10 protein-coding genes are annotated in these 12,469 nt (G+C 70.5%); 2 read left to right on the plus strand and 8 right to left on the minus strand.

The window, feature by feature from the left end; genetic code table 11:
* Positions 1–91: 91 nt before the first annotated feature.
* From LG391_RS14370 to LG391_RS14400, 7 genes are all read right to left on the minus strand, one after another.
* Positions 92–1,162 carry a DUF2252 family protein gene (locus LG391_RS14370; RefSeq protein ID WP_225768684.1) on the minus strand — a complete coding sequence of 357 codons (1,071 nt, stop codon included), beginning with the start codon at positions 1,160–1,162 and terminating at the stop codon, positions 92–94.
* An 89-nt stretch (positions 1,163–1,251) separates the two neighbouring features.
* Entirely contained in the window at positions 1,252–1,467 is a 216-nt protein-coding gene (locus LG391_RS14375) for a formate dehydrogenase subunit delta (protein ID WP_225768685.1), read from the minus strand.
* Complete coding sequence (gene fdhD, locus LG391_RS14380) at positions 1,464–2,288, minus strand: formate dehydrogenase accessory sulfurtransferase FdhD (RefSeq protein WP_225768686.1); 825 nt, start codon at positions 2,286–2,288, stop codon at positions 1,464–1,466. Before fdhD ends, LG391_RS14375 begins: the two co-directional genes overlap by 4 nt.
* Positions 2,289–2,290: 2 nt before the next feature.
* Positions 2,291–5,137 carry a formate dehydrogenase subunit alpha gene (gene fdhF, locus LG391_RS14385; protein WP_225768687.1) on the minus strand — a complete coding sequence of 949 codons (2,847 nt, stop codon included), beginning with the start codon at positions 5,135–5,137 and terminating at the stop codon, positions 2,291–2,293.
* 12 nt (positions 5,138–5,149) lie between these two features.
* Positions 5,150–6,718: an NADH-quinone oxidoreductase subunit NuoF gene (locus LG391_RS14390; protein WP_225768688.1), complete on the minus strand. Its 1,569-nt coding sequence runs from the start codon at positions 6,716–6,718 to the stop codon at positions 5,150–5,152.
* A complete protein-coding gene (locus LG391_RS14395; RefSeq protein WP_225768689.1) occupies positions 6,715–7,194 on the minus strand; it encodes a formate dehydrogenase subunit gamma in 480 nt (159 codons plus the stop codon). Before LG391_RS14395 ends, LG391_RS14390 begins: the two co-directional genes overlap by 4 nt.
* 127 nt (positions 7,195–7,321) lie before the next feature.
* A complete protein-coding gene (locus LG391_RS14400) occupies positions 7,322–8,245 on the minus strand; it encodes a LysR family transcriptional regulator (RefSeq protein ID WP_225768690.1) in 924 nt (307 codons plus the stop codon).
* 145 nt (positions 8,246–8,390) lie between these two features.
* Between LG391_RS14400 and LG391_RS14405 the strand changes: the two genes are divergently transcribed.
* Complete coding sequence (locus LG391_RS14405) at positions 8,391–9,614, plus strand: MFS transporter (RefSeq protein ID WP_225768691.1); 1,224 nt, start codon at positions 8,391–8,393, stop codon at positions 9,612–9,614.
* Between the two features lie 4 nt (positions 9,615–9,618).
* Entirely contained in the window at positions 9,619–10,779 is a 1,161-nt protein-coding gene (locus tag LG391_RS14410) for an adenylate/guanylate cyclase domain-containing protein (protein ID WP_225768692.1), read from the plus strand.
* Between the two features lie 3 nt (positions 10,780–10,782).
* On the opposite strand, the gene LG391_RS14415 is transcribed toward LG391_RS14410, so the two are convergent.
* Entirely contained in the window at positions 10,783–12,372 is a 1,590-nt protein-coding gene (locus LG391_RS14415) for a trimethylamine methyltransferase family protein (protein WP_225768693.1), read from the minus strand.
* Between the last annotated feature and the right edge of the window lie 97 nt (positions 12,373–12,469).

Genomic DNA, 12,469 nt, shown 5'->3' on the forward strand with positions numbered 1-12,469 from the left:
CCGGAGCGCAGCGGACGTTATAGTCCGTGAGCACCGGAAGCGCAGAAACCGCCGTCAGACGGCCACGCCAGTAGCATTTCCGAACGGTCTCTCAGCGCCGCCCTCGCCAGGCCACCCGGTCCTGCCGCGTCGCCTCGACCACCTTGCCGGCGGCGTCGCGCAGCCAGGCCGGCTTGCGCGCCGCGAGATCGTCGGCGACGGCACGGGCGCGCGAGCGGCGGGCGGAATGCAGATTGGCGAGCTCGGCCCCCATCGCCGTCAGCAGGCGGCGCAGCAGCCCGGGATCGGCCAGGGTCGGGACATCGAGCTTGCGGCTGTTCGGCGCCAGACGGCGGACGATGACGCCTTTGCGCGCCTTGAGCCAGGGATCGGCGACGCGGAACCGGCTGGCGGCGATCTCGGCGCAGCGCAGCTTGCGGTCCCCGCCCCGGACCAGCGACCAGGCCGAAGGCAGCAGCGGCTTGGCCTCGCGAGCGACCGGTCCGCCATGCCAATCGGCAAGAGCGACCCAGCGCGGCCGGCCGAGGCTGCCGATCCCCGCCGTCCGCCGCGCGGTGGCCAGGGCGAGATCCGGCTCGGGCATCGCCGCGGCCAGCGCCTCGCGGTAGCTGCGCGGCGGCGACTCGCGCGGCAGGTCCTCCAGCGCCGACCAGAACCGCTCGCGCTGCTCGTCGCTGGCCAGGACGAGATCGCGCAGCCACAGGTTCCGGCGTTCCAGCAGGAAGGCGCCGGGCACGCGCAGCCCCTCGACATAGCCGCCGAGGATGGCGGCGCAGATCTCGTCGGTGGAGACCGAGCGGTCGCGGCCGCGCGCCAGCACCGCGCTGGCGGCCAGGCGGACGAGGTCGAGCGCATAGGGCGTCTCCGCCGCCTCGTCGAAATCGTTGACGCCCCAGACCAGGCGTCCCTCGGCATCGCGCCACAGCCCGAAATTGCCGATATGGGCATCGCCCACCGCGATCACGCGCGGCGCCTCCATCAGGCCGGGGCACAGCTCATGCGCCGTCTCGGTCCAGCGGAAGCAGGTGGCGCGAAGGAAAAGGAAGTCGCTCTCTTCCATCCGGCGATGCTTGCGGTCGAGATCGGCCTGGACGAGCTGCCGGCCGAGCTGGTCCTCGAGCCAGACCTCGTAGCGCTTGACCGACGCTGTGATGGACCCCATGGAGACCCCGGCGCTGCACCGCGGCCATCATAATCGGCCGCGGCCCGCCGTCCACCGTCACGCATGGCTCCGCTGCCGGAGCGGTCTTTTCAGCGTGGGAGCGTCTCGACCGCCTCCACCACCAGCGGGTTCAGCGCGGCGTTCTTCGCCGCGACCTGGGCCCGGATCTGGTCCTTCATCCGCGGCTCCCAGAAATCCTTGATGTGCTTGCGCACGCCGGCCACCGCCTCCTCCTTGGGATAGGAGGCGAAGAAGGTGGCGATCTGGTTCGCCATCCGGATGATCTTGTCGGCGCTGCCGCTCATGCTTCGACCTTGGCTGGAAGCAGGGGGGAGAAATCGGTGTAGGCGGTCATGCCGTCGCCGCGGGCGAAGGCGATCAGGGTGACGCCGGCCGCCTTCGCCGTGTCGATGGCCAGGGTGGTCGGCGCCGAGATCGCGACCAGGATCGGGATCCCCGCCGCCGCCGACTTCTGCACCATCTCGAAGCTGCAGCGGCTGGTGATCACGCAGAAACCCTGGCCGGCGTCGATGTCCGCGCGAGCCAGAGCGCCGACCAGCTTGTCGAGCGCGTTGTGCCGGCCGACATCCTCGCGCACCAGCCGGATCCGTCCATCGCGGTCGGCCCAGGCGGCAGCGTGGACGGCGCCGGTGCGGCTGCGGATGTCCTGCAGACCGTCCAGATCGCGCAGCGCCCGGCGGATCGCCGCCCGCTCCACCTCGATCGGCTTCGGCGCGCGGCGATTGCGGCCGTGCAGGGTGTCGAGATCGCTGGTGCCGCAGATGCCGCAGCCGGTGCGGCCGGTGATGTTCCGCACCTTCTGCAGCATCTGCGAGAACTGCGCGCCGCGCAGCGCCATCCGCACCTCGACGCCGCGCTCCTCGTCGGCCGCGACCTCCTCGACCGTCAGATCGGCCGGCGCCTCGGCCAAGCCTTCGGTCAGGCTGAATCCGAGGGCGAAGTCCTCGAGATCGGCCGGCGATGCCATCATCACGGCATAGGACATGCCGTTGTAGACCAGCGCCACCGGCACCTCGGCCGCGACCACCTCCTCCACCGGCTCGGCCCGGTCGTCCCGGGTCAGCCGCCGGGCCGGCAGGCGCAGATCCGTCGGAGGCAGAGCCATGATTACTCCGCCGCCTCCTGCGGACGCTCGATCCGGATCGTCTTCTCGCGCAGCTCGCGATAGGCGATCTGCCAGTCGGACAGGCGGTTCACCCGCCGCACCTGCACCGCCGTCACCTTGTATTCCGGGCAGTTCGTGGCCCAGTCGGAATAGTCGGTGGTGACCACGTTGGCGCCGGTCTCGGCGTGGTGGAAGGTGGTGTAGACGACGCCGGGCTGCATCCGGTCGGAGATCCTGGCCCGCAGGCTGGTTTCGCCCGACCGGCTGGCCAGCGCCACCCAGTCGCCGTCGCGGATGCCGCGGTTCTCGGCGTCGGACGGATGGATCTCCAGCACGTCCTCGTCATGCCAGGCGATGTTGTCGGTGCGCCGGGTCTGGGCGCCGACATTGTACTGGCTGAGGATGCGGCCGGTGGTCAGCACCAGCGGGAAGCGCGGGCCCGTGCGCTCCTCGGTCGGCACGAACTCGGTGATCATGAACCGGCCCTTGCCGCGGACGAAGCGGTCGATATGCATGATCGGCGTGCCTTCCGGCGCCGCGTCGTTGCACGGCCACTGCACCGAGCCGAGCTCGTCCAGCCGCTGGAACGAGACGTTCTTGAAGGTCGGCGTGGTCCGGGCGATCTCGTCCATGATCTCGCTCGGATGGTTGTAGCGCATCGGGTAGCCGATCGCCTCCGACAGCATCATCGTCACCTCCCAGTCGGCATAGCCGGCCTTGGGCGGGATGGCGCGCCGGACACGGCTGATCCGCCGCTCGGCATTGGTGAAGGTGCCGTCCTTCTCGAGGAAGGAGGAGCCGGGCAGGAACACATGGGCATAGCTGGCGGTCTCGTTCAGGAACAGGTCCTGGACGATGACGCATTCCATCGCCGCGAGGCCGGCGGTGACGTGCTTCACGTCGGGGTCGGATTGGGCGATGTCCTCGCCCTGGATGTAGATGCCCTTGTAGGTGCCCTCGACCGCGGCATCGAGCATGTTCGGGATGCGCAGGCCCGGCTCGGCCGACAGCGACACCTCCCACATCTCCTCGTAGATCTTGCGCACCTCGTCGCCGGAGACGTGACGGTAGCCCGGGAACTCGTGCGGGAAGGACCCCATGTCGCAGGAGCCCTGGACGTTGTTCTGGCCGCGCAGCGGGTTCACGCCGACTCCGCGCCGGCCGATATTGCCGGTCAGCATCGCCAGGTTCGCCATGCCCATGACCATGGTCGAGCCCTGGCTGTGCTCGGTGACGCCGAGGCCGTAATAGATCGCGGCCCGGCCGCCGGTGGCGTAGAGCCGCGCCGCCGCCCGCACCTCCGCCGCCGGCACGCCGGTGATCTGCTCCACCGCCTCCGGCGAATGGCGCGGATCGGCGATGAACTCGGCCCACCGCGAGAACTCGGCCAGGTCGCAGCGCTCGCGGATGTAGTCATCCGCCGCCAGCCCCTCGGTCACGATCACATGCGCCATAGCATTGATGACCGCGACATTGCTGCCGGGCTTCAGCTGCAGGTGATGGTCGGCCTTGATGTGGGCCGACTTCACCAGGTCGATGCGGCGCGGATCGACCACGATCAGCCGGGCGCCCTCGCGCAGCCGGCGCTTCATCCGGCTGCCGAACACCGGATGAGCATCGGTCGGGTTGGCGCCGATCACCACCATCACATCGGTCTCGTCGACGCTGTCGAAATCCTGGGTGCCGGCCGAGGTGCCGAAAGTCTGGCCCAGGCCGTAGCCGGTCGGCGAATGGCAGACCCGGGCGCAGGTGTCGACATTGTTGTTGCCGAAGCCCGCGCGGATCATCTTCTGGACGAGATAGGTCTCCTCGTTGGTGCAGCGCGACGAGGTGATGCCGCCGATCGAATCCCGGCCGTAGGTGGCCTGGATCCGCTTCAGTTCGGAGGCGGCATAGGCGATCGCCTCCTCCCACGACACCTCGCGCCACGGATCGGTGATCTTCTTCCGGATCATCGGCTTGGTGATCCGGTCCTTGTGCGTGGCGTAGCCCCAGGCGAAGCGGCCCTTGACGCAGCTGTGGCCGTGATTGGCCTTGCCGTCCTTGTACGGCGTCATCCGCACCACCTCGGTGCCCTGCATCTCGGCCTTGAAGGCGCAGCCGACGCCGCAATAGGCGCATGTGGTGACCACCGAATGCTCGGGCTGGCCCGCATTGATGATGCTGTTCTCCATCAGCGTCGCGGTCGGGCAGGCCTGGACGCAGGCGCCGCAGGACACGCACTCGCTCTCCTTGAAGCCATCATCCTGGCCGGCCGAGACGAAGGAGGCGAAGCCGCGCCCGTCGATGGTCAGGGCGAAGGTGCCCTGGACCTCCTCGCAGGCCCGGACGCAGCGCGAGCAGACGATGCACTTGGTGGGGTCGAAGGTGAAATACGGGTTGGAGGTGTCCTTCTCGCCGACCAGGTGGTTGGCGCCGTCATAGCCGTAGCGCACCTCGCGCAGGCCCACGACGCCGGCCATGTCCTGCAGCTCGCAGTCGCCGTTGGCGGCGCAGGTCAGGCAGTCCAGCGGGTGGTCCGAGATGTACAGCTCCATCACGTTCCGGCGCAGCTTCGCCAGCTTCGGCGTCTGCGTCCGGACCTTCATGCCGGGCTCGACCGGCGTCGTGCAGGAGGCGGGCGTGCCGCGCCGCCCCTCGATCTCGACGACGCAGAGCCGGCAGGAGCCGAAGGGCTCCAGGCTGTCGGTCGCGCACAGCTTCGGGATCGCGGTCTCGATCTCCGCCGCCGCGCGCATCACAGAGGTGCCGGCGGGCACGGTCACGACCTGGCCGTCGATCTCCAGCGTCACCAGGCTGGTCGACGTCCGGGCCGGGGTCCCGAAATCCTGTTCCGTCACGAGAGCCATAGGATGGACTCCTTACTCCGCCGCCTGCGCCGGGGCGGGCGCGCGGTCGAAATCCTCGGGGAAATGGGTCAGGGCGCTGAGCACCGGATAGGGGGTGAGGCCGCCGAGGGCGCAGAGCGACCCGTCCAGCATGGTCTCGCACAGGTCCTCGATCAGCGTCAGGTTGCGGCCGAGCTCGCGCCCGCCGGTGTCCCGGTTGGCGATGATCTTGTCGATCGTCTCGGCGCCGCGGGTCGAGCCGATGCGGCAGGGCGTGCACTTGCCACAGCTCTCGATGGCGCAGAACTCCATGGCGAAGCGGGCCTGGACCGCGAGGTCGACACGGTCATCGAACACCACCACGCCGCCGTGGCCCAGCATGCCCTTCTTCGCCGCCATCGACTCGTAGTCGAGCGGCGTGTCCAGCAGGCTCTCCGGGAAATAGGCGCCGAGGGGGCCGCCGACCTGGACCGCACGCAGCGGCCGGCCGCTGGCGGTGCCGCCGCCGAAGCCCTCGATCAGCTCGCGCAGGGTCAGGCCGAAGGCGACCTCGACCAGCCCGCCGCGCTTGACGTTGCCGGCCAGCTGCAGCGGCTGGGTGCCGCGCGACCGGCCGGTGCCGTAATCGGCGTAGAAGGCGGCGCCCTTGTCGAGAATGATCGGCACCGAGGTCAGCGACAGCACGTTGTTGATCACGGTCGGCCGGCCGAACAGGCCCTTCAGCGCCGGCAGCGGCGGCTTCGGCCGGACCATGCCGCGCTTGCCTTCCAGGCTCTCCAGCAGCGAGGTCTCCTCGCCGCAGATATAGGCGCCGGCGCCGACCCGGACCTCCAGATCGAAGCGCTTGCCGCTGCCCAACACGCTGGGGCCCAGCACGCGGCGCTGATAGGCGATGTCGATCGCCGCGTTCATCGCCGCCACCGCATGCGGGTATTCGGAGCGGATGTAGACAAAGCCCTTGGTGGCGCCGGTGGCGATGCCGGCGATGATCATGCCTTCGACCAGCAGGAACGGGTCGCCTTCCATGATCATGCGGTCTGCGAAGGTGCCGCTGTCGCCCTCGTCGGCGTTGCAGACGATGTACTTCCGGTCGGCCTCGGCCTGCAGCACGGTGCGCCACTTGATGCCGGTGGGGAAGCCGGCGCCGCCGCGGCCGCGCAGGCCGGAGGCCACAACCGTCTCGACGATCGCCGCCGGCTCCATGGCGAGGGCGGCGCGCAGGCCCTTCAGCCCGTCATGCGCCTCGTAATCGTCCAGCGACAGCGGGTCGGTGATGCCGCAGCGGGCGAAGGTCAGGCGCTGCTGCCTGGCGAGATAGGGAATCTCCTCCGGCCGGCCGTGGCGGAGCGGGTGGTCGCCGCCCTCGGCAAATCCGGCGGCGAAGAGGCCGGGCACGTCCTCTGGCGCGACCGGGCCGTAGCCGATACGGCCGGCCGGCGTCTCGACCTCGACGAAGGGCTCCAGCCACAGCAGGCCGCGCGAGCCGTTGCGGACCAGCTGCAGCGCGATGCCGCGGGCGGCGGCCTCGGCCTGGATCGCGCGGGCAACGTCGTCGGCCCCGACCGAGATCGCAGCGGCGTCGCGGGGGACGAAGACCTTCATCGCGCCGCCTCCATGGCATCCACGATGCGGTCGAGGCGCCTCGCGTCGATACGGCCGACCAGCTCGCCATCGGCCATCGCCGCCGGGGCGCAGGCGCAGTTGCCGAGGCAGTAGACCGGCTCGACCGTGATCCTGCCATCCGCCGTGGTCTCGTGCAGGCCGATGTCGAGCCGCCGCCGCAGATGCTCGGCCAAGTCGCGCGCGCCCATCGACTGGCAGGCCTCGGCCTGGCACAGCTTCAGCACATGGCGCCCCGCGGGCTCGGCCCGGAAATCGTGATAGAAGGTGACGACCCCGTGCACCTCGGCGCGGGACAGGTTCAGCGCGTCGGCCAAGAGAGGCACCGCCTCGCGCGGCACATGGCCGAAGATCGACTGCAGGTCGTGCAGGATGGGCAGCAACGGCCCTTCGGTCGCACCATGCGATGCGATCACGTCACGCGCCACCTCGGCGTCCCAGCCCCGGTGTTCGGGCATCCGTCCCACTCCCTTTTCGGGTTCGTTGGTCCGGGCGGCCCTTGGCTGCCACCCGATAATTTAGGATGGCCGGGGGCGTATACCAGATTCAAATACAAAGCCCGGATGAATTGATAAGAAATGTTTATCAAGAAACCGGCTGGAGCGGCGTGGCCTGCAGCTCGGCGTCGAGGTCGAGGGTGCGGGCCGTGTCGAACAGGCCGCGGGCCAGCGGGGACGGCGGGTCGCGGTCGGCCATCACCAGGCCGACGGTGCGGGTCGCGGCTGGATCGACCAGGCGCAGGGCGCGGGTGCCCGCCGGCACCCCGAACAGGTGCAGGAGCGCCCGCGGCATGACGCTGGACCAGAAGCCGGACCGGACATGCGAGCACAGGTTGATGATGCTGTCGGTCTCCACCGCCGCATGCGGCGAGCAGCCGACCGAGCGGAAGATGCCGTCGATGATCCGCCGGTTCTGCATGGTCGGGGTCAGGAGACACAGCGGCAGCTCGGCCGCCTCGGTCCAGGGGATGGTCCGGCGCGACGGCGGCGCCTGGTCCGCCGGCATCAGCAGGACATAGTCCTCCTGGTACAGCGGCAGGCTGCGGACATGGCGCAGCGGCTCGTTGTCGAGATAGGTCACGCCGACATCGATCTCGAAATTCTCCAGCCCGGCCTCGATCTGGATCGAGGTCTGCGACAGCACCGAGACGGTGACGGCCGGGTGAGTCTGGGCGAAGGGCGAGGTGATCAGCGACACGATCGGCAGCGCCGAGGGCACGGCGCCGATCCGCAGCTTGCCGGCCAGGCCTTGCTGCAGCATCGCCAGCTCCTGCGCCAGGCCGTCGCGGTCGGCCAGGATCTTCTTGGCCCAGTCGAGCACGCAGGCGCCTTCGCGGGTGAAGCCCTGGAAGCGGTGGCCGCGCTCGACGATCGGCACCTGCAGTTCCTCCTCCAGCTGGCGCAGGGCGGTGGACAGGGCCGGCTGCGACACGCGGCAGGCCTCGGCAGCGCGGGCGAAGTGCTTCTCGCGGGCGAGCGCGACGAGATATTCGAGCTGGCGGATGACCATCGGGCCTCCGGGATGCGGCTTGATAACGCATGGTTATCGGACGCATCCGCCCTCGCCGCAAGCGGATCAGCCCGGCGCCGTTTCGATTGGTCCTCCGCAACTCGGCCGCTAATCTGCCGCCCTCCGCATCCGAGACCGCGATCCCGTGACGACCACAACCCTGGGCAGCGACCGCCTGCTCGACCACCCCTCCTTCCTGGTGTTCTGGGGCGCGCGGGTGCTGTCCGCCATCGGCTTCCAGATGTCGGCCGTCGCCATCGGCTGGCTGGCTTATGCCCTGACAGGCAGCGCCTATACGCTGGGGCTGGTCGGGCTGTTCCAGTTCCTGCCGATGGTCGTGCTGACGCTGCTGGTCGGCCATGTCGCCGACCGCTACGACCGCCGCCGGATCGTCCAGGTCTGCGTGTTCGTCGAGGGCGCGACCCTGGTGGTGCTGGCGCTCGGCATCCTGGATGGCTGGCTGACCGTGCCCGGCATCTTCGCCGCGGTGCTGGTGCTGGGCGCGGCCCGCGCCTTCGAGCAGCCGACCATGGCGGCGCTGCTGCCGGGGGTGGTGCCGGCGACGGTGCTGCCCCGGGCGCTCGCCGTCTCCTCCTCCGCGAGGCAGACGGCGACGATCGTCGGCCCGTCGATCGGCGGGCTGCTCTACGCCGTCGGCACCACCGCGCCCTTCGCCGTCGCCGCCGCCTGCTTCCTCGGCGCCTGCGGGCTGATGCTGCTGATGCGACTGGAGCGGCCGGCGCCGCGGCGCGAGCCGGCGACGTTGCGCTCGGTGTTCTCCGGCATCGCCTTCATCCGCGGCCAGCCGATGATCCTCGGCGCCATCTCGCTCGATATGTTCGCCGTGCTGCTGGGCGGGGCCACGGCGCTGCTGCCGATCTATGCCCACGACATCCTGCAGACCGGCCCCTGGGGCCTGGGCCTGCTGCGCGCCGCCCCCGCCGCCGGGGCGCTGGTCATGTCGGCGGTGCTGACCCGGGTGCCGCTGCGCCGCGCCGTCGGCCATAAGATGTTCGCGGCGGTGATCGTGTTCGGCGCCGCCACCGTGGTCTTCGCCGCCTCCACCAGCCTCGCCGTGTCGCTGGTGGCGCTGGCCGTGCTCGGCGCCGCCGACAACGTCAGCGTGGTGATCCGCAGCTCGCTGGTGCAGCTCTTGACGCCGGACGAGATGCGCGGCCGGGTCAGCGCCGTGAACTCGCTGTTCATCGGCACCTCGAACCAGCTCGGCGAGTTCGAATCCGGCATGGCCGCCGGGCTGCTCGGCGCCGTGCCGGCCGGCATCATCGGCGGCGTCGGCACGGTCGTGGTCGCGCTGCTGTGGATGCGGCTGTTCCCCGCCCTGCGCAAGGCGCAGACCCTGTCAGGCTGATCGGATGATGACCAACCCCGATCCCGGCGTCGCCGGGCTGATCGAATGGCTGTCGGGCGACGAATGCCACGACGCCACGGATGCGGCGATGCTGGCCGGGCTCGGCCGGCGGCTGCGCGCGCTGGGGCTGCCGGTCGACCGGCTGAGCCTGCATCTGCGCACACTGCACCCGCAGATCCTGGCCCGCACCCTGGCCTGGAGCGAGGGCGAGCCGGTGGAGCTGCGCGACCGCGACAACTCGATCGAGCGCCAGCCCTTCTTCGCCGGCAATCCGATCCGAAGGACCACCGAGAGCCGGACCTGGCTGAGCCTGACGACGCCGGAGGGGATGGCCGGGCTGGAGGAGCTGGACTTCTTCCACGGCCGCGGGCTGGCGGTGGCGGAGGTGGTGCCGCTGGTGATGGGCCAAGGCCCGGCCAGCGCCGCCGTCTTCGCCACCCGGCGGCCGGAGGGGTTCGGGCCGGACGGCCGCGCGCTGCTGCAGCGCATCGTCCCGGCCTTCCGAAGCGCCTGCGAGGTTCGCCTGCTGCGGCTGACCGAGGCGACGCTGCTGGACACCTATGTCGGCCCGATCACCGGCCGGCGCATCCTGGAGGGGCACATCCGGCGCGGCGACGTCGAAACGCTGGAGGCGGCGCTGCTGCTGTGCGACCTGCGCGACTTCACCGTGCTGTCGAACCGGCTGCCGGCCGAGCAGATGCTGGACCGGCTGAACCTCTACTTCGACCAGCTGGTGCCGCCGATCGAGGCCGCCGGCGGCGAGGTGCTGAAGTTCATGGGCGACGCCGTGCTGGCCTTCTTCCACCTGGAGGCCGGGCCGGCGGCGAGCTGCGCCGCGGCGTTCGACGCGGCCCGCCAGGCCCTGGCCAGCATCCACTCCGCCTCACAGGCCGGAACCCCGCTGAGCGCCGGGGTGGCGCTGCATCACGGCGAGGTCGCCTACGGCAACATCGGCTCCGGCGGGCGGCTGGACTTCACCGTGATCGGCCGCGACGTCAACCTGGTCAGCCGGATCCAGACCGCCTGCGCCGCCACCGGCCAGCCCCTCCTGATGTCGCCGCGCTTCGCGGCGCTGCTGGACCGGCCGGGCAGCCGCAGCATCGGCCCGCATCCGCTGAAGGGCTTCGCCGAGCCGCTGGAGCTGTTCGCCTGGAGCCCCGGATAGGCCTCAGGTGAAGGCGTCGGGCATGCTGTCCTTCTTGCGCCGCATGAAGTCCTGCAGCGCCTCGTCCACCGCGGGGTCGATCGCCGGCGCCTCGTATTCCTCCAGCATCCGCTTCCACAGCGTGTTGGCGCGCTGCGCCGCGTCCTGCCGGCCCTCGGCCTCCCATTGCTCGTAGGAGTTGTTGTCGGCGACGGTCGAGCGGTAGAAGGCGGTCTCGAAGTTGCGCTGGGTGTGGTCGCAGCCGAGATAGTGGCTGCCCGGGCCGACCTGGCGGATCGCATCCATCGCCTGGCCGTTCTCGCTGAGGTCGATGCCCTCGGCCATCACCTGCATCATGCCGAGCTGGTCGGCGTCGAGGATGAACTTCTCGTAGGAGCTGACCAGCCCGCCTTCGAGCCAGCCGGCGGCGTGCAGCACGAAGTTCACCCCGCCCAGCATGGTCGGCAGCAGGGTCTGGGCGCTCTCGAACGCCGCCTGCGCGTCCGGGGCCTTGGAGCCGCAGAGCGACCCGCCGGAGCGGAACGGCACGCCCAGGCGCCGGGCCAGGGCGGCGGCGCCGTACAGCACCAGCGCCGGCTCCGGCGTGCCGAAGGTCGGCGCGCCCGACTGCATCGAGATCGAGCTGGCGAAGGAGCCGAACACGACGGGCGCGCCGGGGCGGCACAGCTGCGCCGTGGCCATGCCGGCCAGGCTTTCGGCCAGGGTCTGGGTCAGCACCCCGGCGCTGGTCACCGGCGCCATGGCGCCGGCCAGGATGAACGGGGTGACGATCACCGCCTGGTTGGCGCGGGCGTAGGTCTTGAGCGCGCCGAGCATGGTGCCGTCCCACACCATCGGCGAGTTGGCGTTGATCAGGCTGATCAGCACGCAGTTCCGGTCGACGAACTCCTCGCCGAACACCAGCCGCGCCATGGCGACCGTGTCCTCCGCCCGCTCCGGCGCCGTGACCGAGCCCATGAACGGCTTGTCGGAGTATTTGATGTGGGAATAGACCATGTCGAGATGCCGCTTGTTCACCGGCAGGTCGACTGGCTCGCACACGGTGCCGCCGGAATGGTGCATGGCCGGCGTCATGTAGGCGAGCTTCACGAAGTTGCGGAAGTCCTCGATCCGGGCGTAGCGGCGGCCCTCGTCGAGGGTGCGGATGAAGGGCGGGCCATAGACCGGGGCGAAGACCGTGTTGCCGCCGCCGATCTGCACGTTGCGCTCCGGGTTGCGGGCATGCTGGGTGAACTCGCGCGGCGCGGTCGCCTGCACCAGCTGGCGGCACAGGCCGCGCGGGAAGCGGATGCGGGTGCCCTGGACGTCGGCGCCGGCGGCGCGCCACAGCTCCAGCGTCTCCTCGTCGTCGCGGAACTCGAGGCCGATCTCCTCCAGCACCGTGTCGGCGTTGTGCTCGATCAGCTCCAGCCCGTCGGTCTTCAGCACCTCGTAGAGCGGGATCTTGCGGGAGATGTATTTCAGCTGCTGCAGCCCGCCGCCGCGGCGCAGGGCCCGCCGGGCCTCGGCCCCGCCGCGGCCACGCCGGCCGGCCCGGCCGCCGGTTTCCTCGGGGGCGGTCTGGTCCGTTGGGGTCGGGGCAGGCTCGGTCATGCGCTTCCTCCTCGCAATGGGCCGATGCTACGCCGCGAGGCCATGCCGACCATCGCGCCTGCGACCCGGCCTCGCTCGCCCACGACACCACCGCCGC

The organism is Inquilinus sp. Marseille-Q2685, from assembly GCF_916619195.1.
In the GTDB taxonomy this organism is placed as follows: Bacteria; Pseudomonadota; Alphaproteobacteria; order DSM-16000; family Inquilinaceae; genus Inquilinus.

What these genes read in the sequence shown, in the direction of transcription:
- LG391_RS14370 (WP_225768684.1), bottom strand. Translation starts at nt 1,162, where the DNA reads ATGGGGTCCATCACAGCGTCGGTCAAGCGCTACGAGGTCTGGCTCGAG.
- LG391_RS14410 (WP_225768692.1), top strand. Translation starts at nt 9,619, where the DNA reads ATGATGACCAACCCCGATCCCGGCGTCGCCGGGCTGATCGAATGGCTG.
- LG391_RS14395 (WP_225768689.1), bottom strand. Translation starts at nt 7,194, where the DNA reads ATGCCCGAACACCGGGGCTGGGACGCCGAGGTGGCGCGTGACGTGATC.
- LG391_RS14400 (WP_225768690.1), bottom strand. Translation starts at nt 8,245, where the DNA reads ATGGTCATCCGCCAGCTCGAATATCTCGTCGCGCTCGCCCGCGAGAAG.
- LG391_RS14415 (WP_225768693.1), bottom strand. Translation starts at nt 12,372, where the DNA reads ATGACCGAGCCTGCCCCGACCCCAACGGACCAGACCGCCCCCGAGGAA.
- LG391_RS14390 (WP_225768688.1), bottom strand. Translation starts at nt 6,718, where the DNA reads ATGAAGGTCTTCGTCCCCCGCGACGCCGCTGCGATCTCGGTCGGGGCC.
- fdhF (WP_225768687.1), bottom strand. Translation starts at nt 5,137, where the DNA reads ATGGCTCTCGTGACGGAACAGGATTTCGGGACCCCGGCCCGGACGTCG.
- fdhD (WP_225768686.1), bottom strand. Translation starts at nt 2,288, where the DNA reads ATGGCTCTGCCTCCGACGGATCTGCGCCTGCCGGCCCGGCGGCTGACC.
- LG391_RS14375 (WP_225768685.1), bottom strand. Translation starts at nt 1,467, where the DNA reads ATGAGCGGCAGCGCCGACAAGATCATCCGGATGGCGAACCAGATCGCC.